This window comes from Bacteroidota bacterium (genome assembly GCA_038746285.1).
GTDB lineage: Bacteria > Bacteroidota > Rhodothermia > Rhodothermales > JANQRZ01 > JANQRZ01.
Genome location: JBCDKT010000046.1, coordinates 16,139 through 32,568 on the forward strand (window position 1 = coordinate 16,139; position 16,430 = coordinate 32,568).

Genomic DNA, 16,430 nt, shown 5'->3' on the forward strand with positions numbered 1-16,430 from the left:
CGGTCGGGAGTGGGTGGCGGGTGAGAGGCAGACGCAGCGCGGCGGGGAACCTGAGGCACCGGCTCTTCCGTCTAACAAAAGCAGCCTCGTGCCGGCCTCCGTGCCGAGGTGTGCGACTCGACTAATCGAAAGACGCTTGCGCTGCTGTGCTTACTGTTCCGTTGTAGTACACAACCGGCTGTTCCCATGTACGTCCCTCGCCAGCAGCGGATGTTGGACCAGTACCTCCAGGAGATCGGGCAGATTCCGCTCCTGAAGCCCGAGCAGGAAGTCGCCCTTGCTCAGCGGATCAAGGACGGGGACGACGAGGCACTTCAGATCCTGGTCCGGTCCAACCTCCGGTTCGTCGTCTCGGTGGCGAAGAAGTACCAGGGGCAGGGCCTCACGCTCTCCGACCTCATCAACGAGGGCAACTACGGCCTCATCAAGGCGGCCCAGCGCTTCGACGAGACGCGCGGGTTCAAGTTCATCTCGTACGCCGTGTGGTGGATCCGGCAGGCCATCTTCCAGGCCCTCGCCGAGCAGAGCCGCGTCGTCCGCCTCCCGCTCAACCGCATCGGGACGATCTCGAAGGTCCGCAAGACGAGCGCGCTCCTCGCCCAGCGCCACGACCGCGACCCCAACATCGACGAGCTGGCCGCCGAGCTCGACATCAACCCGGAGAAGGTCCGGGAGGCGCTCAAGCACTCCGGCCGCCACCTCTCGGTAGATGCCCCCTTCGGCGAGGACGACGACAACTCGCTCCTCGACGTGCTCCCGAGCGAGCACGAGGCCGCGCCGGACCACTACCTCGTCGGCGAGAGCCTGAAGATCGACGTCGAGCGGGCGCTCGGCGCGCTGCACGCCCGCGAGGCGGAGATCACGCGGCTCTACTTCGGCATCGGGCGGGAGCACCCGCTGACGCTGGAGGAGATCGGGCAGCGCTTCGACCTGACGCGCGAGCGGGTCCGGCAGATCAAGGAGAAGGCGCTCCGCAAGCTCCGCCAGCGCCACCGACGCGACGACCTCCGGGTCCACGTCGGCTGAGGGCGTAGCAGGTCGCGTTGCCTGTCCGGCGTTCGCCTCAACCGCTGTAGGACCGCTGTGGGACCGTACGCCCCTACGACACCGGCATGTGCTGCCGGATCGTAAGAGATGGCATCAGTCAGCGGACGGGGTGCCGTTGGGCAGGGCCTGGATGTAGGCGTCGATATGGGCCTCGGCTTCGTCGTACGCTCGGCACACGCCGTCGACGAGGGTCTGGACCTGAGCGAGCGTGTCGCCCCCAGCCGACGGGGCCGTGCGGCAGAGGTGCTCCAGGGCGTCGGCCTGCTCCTGGACGCAGTGCGCGCCGCACGAGTGGCTGCTCGACTTGAGCGTGTGGGCGGCCCCGCTGATGGCGCTCAGCGCCTTCGCCGGGTCGTCCGGGTGGGCGGCGACGGCCGTCCGCATCGTGTCGAGCAGCGGAGGCGAACTGTCGAGGTAGATCTCCAGCAGGTCCTGGACGAAGGCGAGGTCACCGTCGGCAAAGGACTCGATGTGCTCACGGTCGAAGCACGACGACTGAGGGGCAGAAGAGAGAGGGGAGAGGGTCATAGCGACAACTCTGGAGTGGATAACGTCCGCCAGGTTCTCCGACCGGACGGGTTTGGCAAGGTAGTCATCGGTGCCAGCTTCGAGGCAGCGCTCGCGGTCACCCTCCATCGCGTTCGCCGTCAGCGCGACGATGTAGGGCTGCCGGTCGGGAGGGATCGCGCCGCTGCGGATGCGGCGCGTGGCCTCGAGGCCGTCCATGACGGGCATCTGCACGTCCATCAGCACGAGGTCGTAGGGGGCCTGCTGGAGGGCGTCGAGCACCTCCTGCCCGTTGGCCACCACGTCGGCGCGGACGCCGAGTTTGGCCAGCATGCGCAGCGCCACCTTCTGGTTGACCACGTTGTCCTCGGCCAGGAGGACGCGCAGCCCGGAGGCGTCGGTGCCGGAGTGGCCGTCGCCACCCGGCGGCGCGTGCGGGACCGAGGCCGGGCGGGCGGTACCGCCAAGGATCCGCTCTAGCACGTCGTAGAGGGTCTTCTGCTTGACCGGCTTCGTCATCCAGGCCTCGAACAGGCTGTCGGACTCGGGCATCTTCATGCCGAGCGAGCTGAGCATGACGAGCGGGTAGGCTGCGCCGCGCGCGCGCAAGGCGCGGGCCAGGTCGAGACCGTCGCGCTCCGGCATCTGGAAGTCCAGCACAGCCAGGTCCAGCCCCGGCTCGCGCCCGGCGAGGGCGAGGGCGTCGTCGGCGGAGTCGGCTGCGAGGACGCGGACCCCGGCCGCCTCGAGCTGCCGCCTCAGCATGCGGCGGTTGGTCTCATTGTCGTCCACGACGAGCACGGTCCGGCCCTTCAGGTCGGCGCGCGGCGCGGCGGCGCGCTCGGACGGGGCGGTGGGCGTGGCGCGGATCGTAAAGTGGAACGTGGAGCCTTCGCCCGGCGTGCTCTCGGCGCGCACGGAGCCACCCATCATCTCGGCGAGCCGCTTCGAGATGGCCAGCCCGAGGCCGGTGCCGCCGTACTTGCGCGTCGTCGAGGCGTCGGCCTGGGTGAAGGCTGAGAATAGCTTGGCCCGCTGCTCTTCCGTCATCCCGATGCCCGTGTCGCGGACCGAGAAGTGGAGGGTGCACGGCATGCCCTCGGGGCACGGCACCGCTTGGCCGCCCTCCCCGGCTGCGGCCCCGACGCGGACGACCACCTCGCCGGCCTCGGTGAACTTCACCGCGTTGCTCAGCAGGTTGACGAGGATCTGGCGTACGCGCGTCACGTCACCCAGGACGGTCGGCGGCGTGTGGTCCTCGACGAAGTAGACCAGCTCGAGCTGCCTCTCGGCGGCGCGGGGCGCGATGAGGTCTAGACTCTCCTCGACGACAGCGCGGAGGTCGAACGGCTGCTCCTCCAGGTCTACTTTCCCGGCCTCGATCTTCGAGAAGTCCAGGATGTCGTTGATGATCGTCAGCAGCGCGTCGCCCGAGACGCGGATCGTCTCGACGTAGTCGCGCTGCTCGGGGCCGAGGCCGGTGTCCAGGAGAAGGCCGGTCATGCCGATGACGCCGTTCATCGGGGTGCGGATCTCGTGGCTCATCGTGGCGAGGAACTCGCTCTTGGCGCGCGCCGCGGCGAGGGCCTCTTCGCGGGCAACACCCAACGCCTCGTTCATCGCTTCCACCTTCTCCTTCTCGGCGCGCAGCTCCCCCGTCCGCTCGCGCACGGCTGCCGTCAGTTCGTGCTGCCGGCGCACGAGCCGGCGCGTGTGGAGCCGGCCTCCGCCGACGATGGTTCCCACCAGGAGCACCCCAACCAGCAGCGCAAACCAGGGCCGCTGCCAGAGCGGAGCCTCGACGGTGAACGCGAACGACGCTGGCGTCGTGGACCACGGCCCGCCGCGGGTGCGCGATTTCACCTCGAAGGTGTACGTGCCCGGCGCTACGTTGGGGTAGGTGGCGCGTCGGTCCTGCGTCGGTGGGTTCCAGTCATTTTCGAACCCGACCAGTCGGTAGCGGTAGCGGACGGACTTCGGTGCAGCGAAGTCGAGGCTGCCGAAGTCGAAGGTGAGGTGGTTCTTGTGGTGCGGCAGGCGAAGGCCGAGCGGCAGGCCGTCCTCGTCGACCGACTCCGAGAAAGGCGACCAGTCGAGCGTGTCAAAGTAGAGGCGCAGCCCGGTGAAGTAGACGTCGAGCGCCTGTGGGGGCACGTCGGCGGCAGGGTCGTAGCGGTAGAGGCCGTACGGCGTGCCCACCCAGAGCCGCTGCCGGTCGTCGAGTGTGGCGGCATGGACATTGGCCTCGAGCCCCCGGAAGCCCTCGTCGACTCCGTAGAAGGTGAAGGGCGGGACGCCGATGCCGTCGAACGAGCTAGGGTCAAAGCGGGCGAGTCCCCGGTTAGTCCCGACCCACAGGTGGCCCTCGCTGTCGAGAATTGTGAGGTAGATGGAGGTGCCGGCCAGCGGGCCGTCGAGACGGAAGCGGGCCACCTCGCCGCTCGGCGCGAGGCGGCCTAGGTCGCCTGCGAGCGTGGCGAACCAGAGGTTGCCGTCCCCGTCTTCGGCGAGCGAGATGATGATGGCCTCGGGCACCCCTTGCGCCTCGGTCAGCATGGTAAAGCGGTCCGCCTCGGGATCGAAGCGCCCTAGCCCCGCGTCCGTCCCAGCCCACAGTACGCCCTGTGAGGTTTCGAGCATGAGGTTGGACGAGGCAACCGGCAAGCCGTCGTCGTCGGTGTAGGTCCGGTAGCGAAGCGCGGGCCCGCTCCGGTCGATCCGCACGATCCCCCCCCCTGCGCTGACCCACAGGGCACCGTCGGCCGCCGGCAGAAGGTCATTGATGCGCTCGTCGAGCAGGACGTCCGGCGCACCAGGCGGCACCGAGAAGCGTGGGCTTCCGCCGGGCGCGAGGTCCATCCGGCGAAGCCCCAGCAGGGTGCCGACCCAGATGTGGTCCTCTTCCGGGAGGAGGTAGGAGACGTGGTTGTGCGGCAGGCCGTCTGCCGTGGTAAAGGTGTGGAGGGTGTCTCCGTCGAGGCGGCTCAGGCCGCCGTCCGTGCCGGTCCAGATGGAGCCGTTCCGGTCCTGGGCCACACTCCAGACGACCTCGTGCGGCAATCCCTCGGGCTTCGAGTAGCTGACGAAGCGCGTGCCGCCGAACCAGTCCACGCCGTTGGTGCCGCCGGTCCACAGCGTGCCGTCGGCTTCGGGGAGCAGGTCGTGCACGCTATGCCCACCGTTGAGCCGCGGCGCTTCGTCCACACGCGGCGTGGGCGCGAGCGTGCCGTCAGCTTGAAGAGGGAGTGCCTGTGCCCCCTCAGTCGTGCCGACCCACAGCGTGCCATCCTCGGCGAAGGCGAGGACGGTCACGGTTTCCCCTATCAGCCCGTCCTCCGCTCCGTAGACGGTGAGGCGGTCTGCCGCCGAGTCCAGATGGACCAGCCCATCAAGCGTCCCGATCCATACGGTGCTGTCTGGCGCTACGGCCAGGCTAAGAGGGGCTTCGGGCAGGCGGTCCAGCGTGTAGTCCTCGGCGAGTCGCCCTGCGACGAGGTGGCTCAGGCCCCGCTCACTGACTATCCACGCGGCGTCCTCGCCCGTGGGCACCACGGCGTACACGGGCACCGTGTTCAGACTATCGTGGACCGGGTGGAAGTCCTGGCCGTCGAACCGCACGAACCCACCGTTCGTCCCGACCCAGAGACCGCCAGCAGGACGTGGCCTGACCGTGTTTACCGTTGAGTGAGGGAGACCGTCCGTGAATGTGCTGAACGCGCGCCCATCGAACGACGCCAGTCCCCTTTCGGTCCCGATCCAGATCGTCCCGTCGGCGTCCCCCGTGAGGTCCGTGATCCAGTTGTTGACCAGCCCGTCGGCGATGGTGTAGGTCGTCATCCCGGAGCCGTCGAACCGGGTGAGGCCCCCACCCGTCCCGATCCACAGGTAACCGTCGACGTCCTTGTAGAGCGCATGGGCTTCCGACTGAGCCAGCCCATCCTCGATGGTGTAGGACCGGAGGTGGTACTGCTGGGCCACCGTGGGGGCCGCCCACAGAAGCAGAGCCACGAGGGAGAGGAAGAGACGCGGGCAGGGCATGCTGGGGCGGGCAACGTCTGACGAAGCAGGCGGTATTCCGAGAAAGGAGACGTAGGACTGAAGATATCGTCTGTTCAGCCGAAATCATTAGGGTCTGCAGGTACCGGGACGCTCGGCGCGGGGGAGGGGTAGGCGGTGCCCTGTTGCATCCTCTTAGACCAGATTTCACTACCTCTCCCCGGCCTCTCCAAGCGGCCCTCTCGTAGTTTGATCGCCTGCTCCCCAGAGCGGTCCTCTGCCCCCGATTTCCCATCCACGCCATGACGCCTGACATCTTGCTGGGTCTGACGCTGGGCGCGGGTATCGGGATAGCAAACGCGGCAGCGAGCTACGGTCTCTACCGCATCGCTCGCGACCGGCCGGACAAGACGTTCTACGCCATCGTCCTGATGGGGCTGCTCGGCCGGCTCGGTACGTCGCTGGTGCTGGTGGTACTGGTGCTGCTCTCCGCCTCGGCGAACGTCTACGCGTTCGTCGGTGCGCTCTTCGTCAGCGTTGCCCTCGGCCTGGCCGTCGAGACGGCCCTGATCTACCGAGGGCACCGCGAGACAAGTGCCGCTACCGTTTCTCAGACTCCCTCACCTCAGGCTTCGCTGTGACGACTCGGTTCTTCCGCGCCTCGCTCTTCGCTGCCCTCGTCGCCCTCGTGACGGTAGGTGCCGCCGCTCCGGCCCAGGCCGCGGGCGAAGGGGGCAAGTTCGACGCCATCGGCCACACGATGGACGGCAACTACCTCGACTTCTCGCCCTTCGGAAAGGTCGAACTGCCGCGCATCTTCCTCGTCCGCACCGCCGACGGCAGCCTCAGCTTCGAAGTCTACGGTAGCACCAAAGAGGCCATCCGCTCCGGCACCTACGTCCTCGCCCCGGTCTACGGCGAAGACAGCGTCCGCGCCGAAGACGGCGAGGCTGCCCCGTACGGAGCTGGCGAGCCGGCCACGGCCGACCTCACGGTCATGAACGAGGTCTTCGAGAAGGGCGAGCACCTCTACGGCAGCATGGCCCGCGCCGAGGGCAGCGTCCTCGTCGACTTCTCGATCACGCGCCACCTGCTCTTCGCGTTCCTGGCCATCATCATCCTGTGCTCGCTCTTCATCCCGATGGCCGGGAAGTACAAGCGCGGCATCGGCCGGACCGAGGCCCCGCGCGGGAGCAAGATGAACCTCCTCGAGGTCATCGTCCTCTACATCCGGGACGAGGTCGCCCGCCCGAACCTCGGCGAGAAGACGGATAGGTTCCTGCCGTATCTGCTGACGGTCTTCTTCTTCATCCTGACCTGCAACTTGCTCGGCCTTGTCCCCTTCGGCGCAACGGCCACGGCCAACATCACGACGACTGCCACGCTCGCCCTCTTCACGTTCATCGTGACGCAGTTCGCCGGGACGAAGGACTACTGGATGCACATCTTCAATCCGCCCGGCATCCCTGCTTTCGTCAAGCCGATCCTGATCCCGATCGAGTTCGTCGGTCTGTTTATCAAGCCCTTCGCACTCGCCATTCGGCTCTTCGCCAACATGACAGCGGGCCACCTCATCATCCTCAACCTGATCGGGCTGATCTTCGCGATCCGCGCCATCCTCGGCGACGGGGCTGGCTGGGGCACGGCGGTTCCGAGCTACATCCTGACGGTCTGCATCTACGGCCTCGAAGTCCTCGTCGCCTTCATCCAGGCGTACGTCTTCACGATCCTGAGCGCCCTCTTCATCGGCATGGCCGCCGCTGAGCACGAGCACCACGGCCACGAGCACGACGAGCCGGACGCGCATGATGTTGCGGTAGCGGCCTCGGCTCCGCTGGTTCACGGCGACGGCTACCCGCTCGACAAGAAGACCATCGGGACCGAGGGCGTCCTCTCGCCAACCTGATCCCCGACCCTGTTTCCTGGCGGCCTCGCCGGTCGCTGCTGAGTACTCCTGCGAGCCCCCTGCTCGCCCTCCCAACAACACCCCCTCACCCAACACGAGTTCTACAATGGACGCAGTTTCTCTCGCATGGTTCGCCGCCGGTATTGGAGCCGGCCTCGTCGCAATCGGTGCCGGTGCCGGCATCGGTCGGCTCGCCGCGAGCGCGCTCGAAGGCTCCGCCCGCCAGCCCGAAGCTGGCGGCGACATTCGGACCACGATGATTATCGCCGCCGCCCTCATCGAGGGCGTGGCCTTCTTCGGCCTCGTGGTCTGCATCCTCCTCGCGCTCAAGGGCGCGGCCTAGGCGGACCCCGCTTCCTGGCGAAGCGATACCCCCGGACGGGAGGCAGCCGGTGGCGCTCACCGGCTGCCTCCGCCGTCTCGCTCTGTTACCGGTACCCACGCGCCGCAGCGCCCAGCCTCCGCTGGCGACCTCTACCGCTTGGACTATGACCTTCTTTCTCGCCGCAGACCTGCTCTCTCCGAACGCCGGGCTGATCTTCTGGATGGCCCTTGCCTTCCTGACACTGTTCTTCCTCCTGAGGAAGTTCGCATGGCCCTTCATACTCGGAGGCGTGCAGGAGCGCGAGCAGACCATCGAAGACTCGCTAGCAAGTGCCCAGAAAGCCCTCGCCGAAGCCAAGCAGCTCTCGGCCGACAACGAGAAGGCGCGGCGCGAGGGCGAGGCACAGGCCCAGCAGATTCTCCGCGAGGCGCGCGAGGCCGCCGAGGCGCTCCGCACCGAGCAGGTCGAGAAGACCCGCGCCCAGATCCGCACGATGCAGGACCAGGCCCAGGCCGAGATCGAGCGCGAGAAGCAGCAGGCCCTCGCCGAGCTCCGCACCGAGGTCGCCGACCTCGCCATCCAGGCCGCCGAGAAGATTCTCCACGCGAACCTCGACGCCCCGCAGCAGCGCAAGCTCGTCGAGGACTTCATCGCGGACCTTCCGAAAAACTGAGGGCAGGGTCGAGTGGCGAATGATGAGTGACGAGTTTTTGCCCTCCATTCGACATTCGACATTTGGCACTCACAACTCGACATTCGACATGAGTGATGCCATCGTTGCCCGGCGCTACGCCCAGGCGCTCTACCAGGAGGCCGAGGCGGCGAGCAAGGCCGAGACGGTCGACGAGGACATGCAGAGCCTGCACGAGACGCTCGACGCCTCGCGCGACCTCAACCAGTTCTTCCGCAGCCCCATCGTCTCCCGGGAGAAGAAGGAGGCCGTGACCGGCTCGCTCTTCGACGGCAAGCTCGACGCGCTCATCGTGCGCCTGATGCGGATGCTCATCCAGAAAGGGCGCGAGGACATCCTCCCCGGTGTGGTCCGGCAGTACGCCGCGCTCCGCGACGAGCGCCTCGGCCTGGTCGAGGCGACCGTCAGGACCGCGATGCCGATGGAGTTCGACGAGACCGAATCGCTCCGCAAGGCGCTCGAAGCGCGCACCGGGCAGAAGGTCCGCTTGAAGATCGAGATCGAGCCGGACCTGATCGGCGGCGTGATCGTCCGCATCGGCGACCGGGTCTACGACGGCAGCGTCCGCCACCAGCTTTCCACGCTCCGCGACCAGTTCGAGGAGCGCGCCTATTTGAGTAACTGACAACCCCGTACGGGCGGGTTTCAAACCGGCCCCTACCGCGACACCCAACCCTCATGGCAACGGCTATTCGCCCCGACGAAGTCACCTCCGTTCTCCGCACCGAACTCGGCGGGTTCTCCACCGAGACCGACGTCTACGAGGTCGGCACCGTGCTCCAGGTCGGCGACGGGATCGCCCGGCTCTACGGCCTCTCGAACGTCCAGGCCGGCGAGCTGATCGACTTCCCCGGCTCCGGCGTGACCGGCATGGCGCTCAACCTCGAAGAGGACAACGTCGGGGCCGTGCTCTTCGGCGAGGTCGACGAGGTCAAGGAGGGCGACGAGGCCCGCCGGACGGGGCGCATCGCCTCGATCCAGGTCTCCGAAGAGATGCTAGGCCGCGTGATCGACCCGCTCGGCAACCCCATCGACGGTAAAGGCCCGATCGGCGGCGAGAAGCTGGAGATGCCGCTCGAACGCAAGGCCCCGAGCGTGATCTACCGCGAGCCGGTGACCGAGCCGCTCCAGACTGGCATCAAGCCCATCGACGCGATGATCCCGATTGGGCGTGGCCAGCGCGAGCTCGTGATCGGCGACCGGCAGACGGGCAAGACCGCCGTCCTGATCGACACCATCATCAACCAGAAGCGTACCCACGAGAGCGGCGACAGCCCCGTTTACTGCGTCTACGTCGCTGTCGGCCAGAAGGCGAGCACGGTGGCGCAGGTGATGCGCTCGCTCGAAGAGGAGGGGGCGCTCGAGTACACTGTCATCGTCAACGCCCCGGCGTCGAGCCCGGCCCCGATGCAGTTCATCGCCCCGTTCGCGGGCGCGTGCATCGGCGAGTACTTCCGCGACACCGGCCGCCACGCCCTCGCCATCTACGACGACCTCTCGAAGCAGGCCGTCGCCTACCGCCAGGTATCGCTCCTGCTCCGCCGCCCGCCGGGCCGCGAAGCCTACCCCGGCGACGTGTTCTACCTCCACAGCCGCCTCCTGGAGCGCGCCGCGAAAGTCACCGCCGACGACGAGATCGCACGCGGGATGAACGATCTCCCCGAGTCACTTCAGGGCAAGGTCAAGGGCGGCGGCTCGCTGACGGCGCTCCCGGTGATCGAGACCCAGGCTGGCGACGTGTCGGCCTACATCCCGACCAACGTCATCTCGATCACCGACGGGCAGATCTACCTCGAGCCGGACCTCTTCAACGCCGGCGTCCGCCCCGCGATCAACGTCGGCATCTCCGTCTCCCGCGTCGGCGGCAACGCGCAGATCAAGGCGATGAAGAAAGTCTCCGGCACGCTCCGGCTCGACCTCGCGCAGTACCGCGAGCTCGAAGCCTTCGCCAAGTTCGGCTCCGACCTCGACCCGGCCACGCAGCGCCAGCTGAGCCGCGGCGCGCGCCTCGTCGAGATCCTCAAGCAGGGCCAGTACGTCCCGATCCCGGTCGAGGAGCAGGTGGCCGTCATCTACGTCGCCGGCCAGGGTCTGCTGGACCAGGTACCCGTCGCCAAGATCCGCGACTTCGAGCGCGACTTCCGCGAGCGCCTCCAGACCAAGCACGCTGACGCCCTCGCCTCGATCCGCACCTCCGGCGTGATGTCGGACGAGGTCGCCGCCGCGCTCCGCCAGGAGACCGAAGACCTCGTCAGCGTCTACGTCTCGTAAACGAACCTGTAGGGGCGACCGGCCGGTCGCCCCTACCACCTGAATCTCGATGGCTAGTCTTCGCGACATCCGTACCCGCATCGGGTCGGTCCAGAACACGCAGCAGATCACGCGCGCCATGAAGATGGTGGCGGCGGCGAAGCTGCGCCGGGCGCAGGAGTCGATCTTCCAGACCCGCCCCTACGCGTTCAAGATCCGCGAGATGATCGCCCACCTCCGCGAGTTCGTGGACCCGGCGAGCCACCCGCTCTTCCAGGCCCGCGAGGTCGAGACCGTGCTGATGGTCGTCGTGACGAGCGACCGCGGGCTCGCGGGTGCGTTCAACACCAACATCCTCAAGCGCGCCGAGGCCGCGATCAGCGAGCAGTTCGCCGAGTTGCGCGGCACCGAGCGCCTGAAGATCCTCGCCGTCGGACGCAAGGCGCATGACTACTTCAGCAAGCGCGGCTTCACGATGGAGGGCGACTACCGCGGCTTCTTCAACGATCTCTCGTTCGCCCGCACCGACGCGATCGCTGACCGCGCCGTCGAGGGCTGGATCGAGGGCGAGTGGGACGAGGTCGTGGTCGTCTACAACGAGTTCAAGAACACAATCTCGCAGAACCGCATCGTCGAGCCGTTCCTTCCGGTCCCGCAGGGGACGTTCACCACGCCGGTGATGGAGGCCGACGAGGGCTACAGCGCCGAGGAAGAGCTAGGCCGCGACGTGGACTACATCTTCGAGCCCGACGCCGAGTCGATCCTCCGGCAGCTCATCCCGCAGTACCTCAGCTACCAGCTCTGGCGCGTCGTCCTGGAGAGCAACGCCGCCGAGCAGGGGGCCCGGATGGTGGCGATGGACAACGCGACGAGCAACGCCGGCGAACTCCTCGACCAGCTCAAGCTGACCTACAACCGCGCCCGCCAGGCCGCCATCACGACCGAGATCATCGAGATCTCGTCCGGGGCCGAAGCGCTCCAGGCAGGCTAGCGCGATCTTCGCTTTTGGATTCCGGGCGTTCGGATTTATCTTCGCTCCCTGCCGAATCCAAAACGGCAGTCAGTAACTCCCGACCGGAGAGGTGGCCGAGTGGCTGAAGGCGCTCCCCTGCTAAGGGAGTATACCGTTTATAGCGGTATCGAGGGTTCGAATCCCTCCCTCTCCGCCCCGACCTGAGGGTCGGCGAAGCCCGCTGCCGAAGCACTCGGCGGCGGGCTTCCCTAATCAGGCCTGTTCAGCAGAACGCTGTACGCAGCGCAGAACACGGCCAATGCTAGCGCGGCCGGTCAAGAAAGCGAAAGAACGGGGAAGAGTAAAAAAAAAGCACCCCGATCTCGCCGCTTTGGAAACGGATAAGGGTTTTCACCATAGGAGAGGGGGCAGCGTCCCGTTCGACCCCTCCCACGTTTAGACTAGACCCGACGAGTATGTACGTTCCCCGACAGCAGCGGATGCTGGACCAGTACCTGGATGAAATCAGCCAGGTTGAGCTGCTCACGCCCGACGAAGAGGTAGACCTCGCGCAGCGGATCAAGCAGGGGGACCAGGAGGCGCTCCACAAGCTCGTGCGGGCCAACCTCCGGTTCGTCGTCTCGGTGGCGAAGAAGTACCAGGGGCAGGGCCTCACGCTCTCCGACCTCATCTCGGAAGGCAACTACGGGCTCGTCAAAGCCGCCCAGCGCTTCGACGAGACGCGCGGGTTCAAGTTCATCTCGTACGCCGTGTGGTGGATCCGGCAGTCGATCCTGAAGGCGCTCTCGGACCAGGCCCGCACCGTCCGCCTGCCGCAGAACCGGATCGGGACGCTCTCGAAGATGCGCAAGGCCAGCGCTCGCCTCGCCCAGGAGCACGGCCGCGCCCCGACCGTCGACGAACTCGCGGGCGAGCTCGAGATGAAGCCGCACAAAGTCGAGGAGGGCTTCCGCCACGGTCGCCGCTCGCTCTCGATGGACGCCCCGTTCTCCGAGGACGGCACCCAGAGCCTGCTCGACGTGGTCCCCGACGAAGAGCTCGTCTCGCCTGACGAGCCGATCACGGCCGAGTCGATCAAGATCGACGTCGAGCGCATCCTCTGCCAGCTTCAGCCGCGCGAGGCCGAGATCACCCGGCTCTACTTCGGGATCGGCCGCGAGCGTCCGCTGACGCTCGGTGCCATCGGCGAGCAGATCGGGCTGACGCGCGAGCGCGTGCGGCAGATCAAGGAGAAGGCGCTCCGCAAGCTCCGCCGCCACCACGCCCACGCCGACATCCGGGCGCACCTCAACTAGGACCGGAAGAGCGGAGGCGGGGAAGAGCGAAAGGCATTCTGAACTCGCCAGCGCGTCCCTCTTTCTCGCTTCCGCTCTTTCTCCCTTCCGCTCTTGGTCTCATGTCCGAGTCTTCCCATCCGCCCAGCGCCCCACATGGGGACGACCACCACCACGGTGCCGATCCGGCCCCGGTCTCGATGTGGGAGGACACGTTCTACGACGGCAAGCAGACGGCACTGGTCCTCGGCTCGATGGGCCTCGGCTTCCTGGTGCTGATGGTGCTCCTGTACGTCGTCGGTTCCTAGCGTGTTTTGCGGAGCGGTTCGGCAGAGCGGACGCCTCGGCGAGGCCTCCGTACCTCGCTATATCCACTAGGGTTATGTCTGGTAGGGCACGCTCGCCGAGCGCGCCGCTGCACCGGACCCCAGCGCAACGTGCTCCAGTCCCGGCGTAGCGCTTCTTTTGCAGCCCGGGTTGTATCCTGTCTCTCCCATTCACCCAGGCGAGAGGACAGTATGCAGCTCGACGCGTTCATGGCGGAGCAGGAGCGCCGCAACCCCGGCCAGCCCGAGTTTCTGCAAGCGGTGCGCGAGGTCGCGGAAAAGGTCATCCCCCACATCAACGCGTACCCCGAGTACGAGGAGGCGCGCGTGCTGGAACGCATCGCCGAGCCGGACCGGGTGCTGATGTTCCGCGTGGCGTGGGAAGACGACAGCGGAGCCGTCCACGTCAACCGGGGCTACCGGGTGCAGCAGAACAACGCCATCGGCCCGTACAAAGGCGGGCTCCGGTTCGACCCGTCGGTCAACCTCGGCATCCTCAAGTTCCTCGCCTTCGAGCAGGTCTTCAAGAACGCCCTGACCACCCTCCCGATGGGCGGCGGCAAGGGCGGCAGCGACTTCGACCCGAAGGGCAAGTCGGACCGCGAGGTGATGCGCTTCTGCCAGGCGTTCATGACCGAACTGCACCGGCACATCGGCGAGAACACGGACGTGCCGGCGGGCGACATCGGCGTCGGCGGGCGCGAGATCGGCTACCTTTTCGGGCAGTACAAGCGGCTCCGAAACGCCTTCACCGGGGCCATCACGGGCAAGGGCACGGGGTGGGGCGGAAGCCTGATCCGGCCTCAGGCTACGGGCTACGGCAGCGTCTACTTCGCCCGTGAGATGCTCGCCTACCGGAGCGCGTCCATCGAGGGCACGCGCTGCCTCGTCTCCGGCTCCGGCAACGTCGCCCAGTTCACCGCCGAGAAGCTCCTTGACCTCGGCGCGACCGTGCTCACACTCTCCGACCGCTCCGGCACGCTCCACGCCGAAGGCGGCCTGACGCGGGACGACCTCGACGCGGCGATGGACCTCAAGAACAACCGCCGCGGGAGCCTCGAAGAACTCGCCAGCCGCGACGGGCTCAGCTTCGAAGCCGGTGCCAAGCCGTGGGGCATCGCGTGCGACGCCGCCTTCCCGTCGGCGACGCAGAACGAAATCCAGGACGACGACGCACAGACCCTCCTTGACAATGGCTGCACGCTGGTCTGCGAGGGGGCCAACATGCCGAGCTCGCCCGAGGCGGCGCACCGATTCGAGCAGGCAGGCATCATGTACGGCCCCGGCAAGGCCGCAAACGCGGGCGGCGTGGCGATCTCCGGCCTGGAGATGACGCAGAACTCGATGCGCATCTCGTGGTCGCGCGAGGAGGTCGACGAGCGGCTCCAGGGCATCATGAAGAGCATCCACGCGACGTGCGTCGCGCACGGCGGCGGCGGTGACCGGGTCAACTACGTGCAGGGAGCCAACATCGGCGGCTTCGTCAAAGTGGCCGACGCGCTCCTGGCCTACGGGACGGTGTAGCGCACAGAAAGCAAACAGTCCAGCGCACGACGATGTCGGTATGTTCTATGGCCGCCTGGAGGGGTGGCAGAGCGGTCGAATGCACTGGTCTTGAAAACCAGCGTGCCGCAAGGTACCGTGGGTTCGAATCCCACCCCCTCCGCCAGTAGGTCCTCTCTGTTCTCGCCATGAGCGTCACCATCCGCGACGTTGCCCGCCGCGCCGGGGTGTCCATCTCGACCGTCTCGCGCGTGCTCAACGGCACGGCCGCCGTCCACGAGGACAAGCGGCGGTCCGTCGTGGAGGCCGCCGAAGCGCTCGGGTACAGCCCGAACCCGGTTGCCCGCAGCCTGCTCGGCAAAGAGACCGGCGGCATCGGGGTGCTGCTGCCCTACGTGAGCGGTGAGTTCTTCGCCGAGTTTCTCAACGGCCTCGACGAGGCGGCGCAGCACAGCGGCCGGTTCCTCATCATCTCGACCTCGCACCGTCACCGGCACGAGTTCAACGCCGCCGTCCGAGCGATGGACCGGCGTGTGGACGGGCTCGTGGTGATGGCACCGGAACTCGGCGCGGAGGGGGTGGAGTCGATTCTCCACTCGGGCATGGCAGCGTCCTTCATCAACACCTCCGTCGAGAGCGGTGCCGCCGACCTGCTGAACTTCGACAACTTCGGGGGGACGTTTGCGCTGACGCAGCACCTCCTCGGGCTCGGCCACCGCCGGATCGCCGTCGTCAAGGGCGCGCCGGGGACGTGGGACATGCAGGAACGGCTGCGCGGCTACCGAACGGCGATGGCCGAGGCCGGCCTCGACACGGCAGGTCTCGAGTACGACGGCGAGTACACACAGGCGGCAGGCTACAACGCCGCACGGCTGATGCTCGCGGCCGATCCGCGACCGACAGCCGTCGTCGCGGCGAACGACTACTGCGCGGCGGGCGTCCTCAGCGCTCTGAGCGAAGCAGGCGTGCCAGTGCCCAGCGAGATGGCCGTAGCCGGGTTCGACGGGGTGATGAGCGCGCAGTACGCGTTTCCGCCTCTCACGACGGTCCGGGTGCCCATCCGGGACATCGGCTACCGGGCAGTGCGCTACCTCATAGCTCGGCTGGAAGACAAAGAGGGAATCGTCGCACCTCGGCAAGAGGTGGTGCCCGTCGAACTGGTCGTGCGGAGGTCGACGGTGGGAACGATACCGGACGAAGAGGCCTAGACGCCTCGCCGCCGAGACGGCGTATGTGCGATATGTGACTGGAACGGCGGGGACCATATCCCACTTTGAAAACGTTTTCATATCTACTATATTAAGGCGTGGCTGCTATATTTCAAGGGGCCATTCTCAACGCAAACAATCCACCAGACCGCGACCGACCATGACCCATCTGCTACCCTCTCTTCTCGCTCCGCTCTCCCGCTTTAGCGGTGCGCTCGTGGCCGCTGCACTGCTGGCCGGGCCCGCACTCGCGCCCCAGACGGCCCACGCCCAGGTGGTCATCGACGACTTCAACGACGGCACGGTGGACGACGTGCAGGTCTTCTCCGGCGGGGCCGACATGATCGGCATCGGCGTCGGCCCCGGCGTCGGCTCCGACGGCACGCCCGACACCGGGCTCTCGGTCGGCATCAACCCCGGCGCG

At 67.2% G+C, this 16,430-nt stretch carries 14 protein-coding genes and 2 tRNA genes; 15 read left to right on the top strand and 1 reads right to left on the bottom strand.

Going from position 1 to position 16,430, the window contains the following annotated elements; translation table 11 throughout:
• Nucleotides 1–186: 186 nt before the first annotated feature.
• Nucleotides 187–1,026: an RNA polymerase sigma factor RpoD/SigA gene (locus AAGI91_13625; GenBank protein ID MEM1043654.1), complete on the top strand. Its 840-nt coding sequence runs from the start codon at nt 187–189 to the stop codon at nt 1,024–1,026.
• Between the two features lie 114 nt (nt 1,027–1,140).
• Here the strand turns inward: AAGI91_13625 and AAGI91_13630 are convergent, their stop codons facing one another.
• Nucleotides 1,141–5,562: a two-component regulator propeller domain-containing protein gene (locus AAGI91_13630; GenBank protein ID MEM1043655.1), complete on the bottom strand. Its 4,422-nt coding sequence runs from the start codon at nt 5,560–5,562 to the stop codon at nt 1,141–1,143.
• A 290-nt stretch (nt 5,563–5,852) separates the two neighbouring features.
• Here AAGI91_13630 and AAGI91_13635 point away from each other — a divergent pair, with 290 nt between their 5' ends.
• From AAGI91_13635 to AAGI91_13700, 14 genes are all read left to right on the top strand, one after another.
• Entirely contained in the window at nt 5,853–6,191 is a 339-nt protein-coding gene (locus AAGI91_13635; GenBank protein MEM1043656.1) for a hypothetical protein, read from the top strand.
• Complete coding sequence (gene atpB, locus AAGI91_13640; GenBank protein MEM1043657.1) at nt 6,188–7,456, top strand: F0F1 ATP synthase subunit A; 1,269 nt, start codon at nt 6,188–6,190, stop codon at nt 7,454–7,456. The genes AAGI91_13635 and atpB overlap by 4 nt, the downstream gene beginning before the upstream one ends.
• 106 nt (nt 7,457–7,562) lie before the next feature.
• A complete protein-coding gene (gene atpE, locus AAGI91_13645; protein ID MEM1043658.1) occupies nt 7,563–7,799 on the top strand; it encodes an ATP synthase F0 subunit C in 237 nt (78 codons plus the stop codon).
• Nucleotides 7,800–7,944: 145 nt separating this feature from the next.
• On the top strand, nt 7,945–8,454 hold the full coding sequence (atpF, locus tag AAGI91_13650; GenBank protein ID MEM1043659.1) for a F0F1 ATP synthase subunit B: 510 nt from the start codon (nt 7,945–7,947) through the stop codon (nt 8,452–8,454).
• Nucleotides 8,455–8,542: 88 nt separating this feature from the next.
• Nucleotides 8,543–9,097, top strand: a complete 555-nt coding sequence (locus AAGI91_13655; protein ID MEM1043660.1) for a F0F1 ATP synthase subunit delta — start codon at nt 8,543–8,545, stop codon at nt 9,095–9,097.
• Between the two features lie 53 nt (nt 9,098–9,150).
• Complete coding sequence (gene atpA, locus AAGI91_13660; protein ID MEM1043661.1) at nt 9,151–10,743, top strand: F0F1 ATP synthase subunit alpha; 1,593 nt, start codon at nt 9,151–9,153, stop codon at nt 10,741–10,743.
• A gap of 49 nt (nt 10,744–10,792) precedes the next feature.
• On the top strand, nt 10,793–11,713 hold the full coding sequence (atpG, locus tag AAGI91_13665; GenBank protein MEM1043662.1) for an ATP synthase F1 subunit gamma: 921 nt from the start codon (nt 10,793–10,795) through the stop codon (nt 11,711–11,713).
• An 85-nt stretch (nt 11,714–11,798) separates the two neighbouring features.
• Nucleotides 11,799–11,888 (top strand) — tRNA-Ser (locus AAGI91_13670).
• A gap of 262 nt (nt 11,889–12,150) precedes the next feature.
• Nucleotides 12,151–12,990, top strand: coding sequence for an RNA polymerase sigma factor RpoD/SigA (locus tag AAGI91_13675; protein MEM1043663.1), 840 nt, complete (start codon nt 12,151–12,153; stop codon nt 12,988–12,990).
• A 101-nt stretch (nt 12,991–13,091) separates the two neighbouring features.
• A complete protein-coding gene (locus tag AAGI91_13680) occupies nt 13,092–13,277 on the top strand; it encodes a hypothetical protein (protein ID MEM1043664.1) in 186 nt (61 codons plus the stop codon).
• A gap of 210 nt (nt 13,278–13,487) precedes the next feature.
• A complete protein-coding gene (gene gdhA / locus AAGI91_13685; GenBank protein ID MEM1043665.1) occupies nt 13,488–14,819 on the top strand; it encodes an NADP-specific glutamate dehydrogenase in 1,332 nt (443 codons plus the stop codon).
• Nucleotides 14,820–14,876: 57 nt separating this feature from the next.
• Nucleotides 14,877–14,964: transfer RNA gene (locus tag AAGI91_13690), tRNA-Ser, on the top strand.
• Nucleotides 14,965–14,986: 22 nt separating this feature from the next.
• Nucleotides 14,987–16,006: a LacI family DNA-binding transcriptional regulator gene (locus AAGI91_13695; GenBank protein ID MEM1043666.1), complete on the top strand. Its 1,020-nt coding sequence runs from the start codon at nt 14,987–14,989 to the stop codon at nt 16,004–16,006.
• A 160-nt stretch (nt 16,007–16,166) separates the two neighbouring features.
• Nucleotides 16,167–16,430: hypothetical protein (locus AAGI91_13700; protein ID MEM1043667.1), on the top strand; the 264-nt coding region annotated here is incomplete at its 3' end.

Excerpts from the sequence above, each read along its gene's own strand:
- AAGI91_13655 (MEM1043660.1), top strand. The coding sequence starts at position 8,543 with ATGAGTGATGCCATCGTTGCCCGGCGCTACGCCCAGGCGCTCTACCAG.
- AAGI91_13695 (MEM1043666.1), top strand. The coding sequence starts at position 14,987 with ATGAGCGTCACCATCCGCGACGTTGCCCGCCGCGCCGGGGTGTCCATC.
- atpA (MEM1043661.1), top strand. The coding sequence starts at position 9,151 with ATGGCAACGGCTATTCGCCCCGACGAAGTCACCTCCGTTCTCCGCACC.
- gdhA (MEM1043665.1), top strand. The coding sequence starts at position 13,488 with ATGCAGCTCGACGCGTTCATGGCGGAGCAGGAGCGCCGCAACCCCGGC.
- AAGI91_13625 (MEM1043654.1), top strand. The coding sequence starts at position 187 with ATGTACGTCCCTCGCCAGCAGCGGATGTTGGACCAGTACCTCCAGGAG.
- AAGI91_13635 (MEM1043656.1), top strand. The coding sequence starts at position 5,853 with ATGACGCCTGACATCTTGCTGGGTCTGACGCTGGGCGCGGGTATCGGG.
- AAGI91_13680 (MEM1043664.1), top strand. The coding sequence starts at position 13,092 with ATGTCCGAGTCTTCCCATCCGCCCAGCGCCCCACATGGGGACGACCAC.
- AAGI91_13675 (MEM1043663.1), top strand. The coding sequence starts at position 12,151 with ATGTACGTTCCCCGACAGCAGCGGATGCTGGACCAGTACCTGGATGAA.
- atpF (MEM1043659.1), top strand. The coding sequence starts at position 7,945 with ATGACCTTCTTTCTCGCCGCAGACCTGCTCTCTCCGAACGCCGGGCTG.
- atpG (MEM1043662.1), top strand. The coding sequence starts at position 10,793 with ATGGCTAGTCTTCGCGACATCCGTACCCGCATCGGGTCGGTCCAGAAC.
- atpE (MEM1043658.1), top strand. The coding sequence starts at position 7,563 with ATGGACGCAGTTTCTCTCGCATGGTTCGCCGCCGGTATTGGAGCCGGC.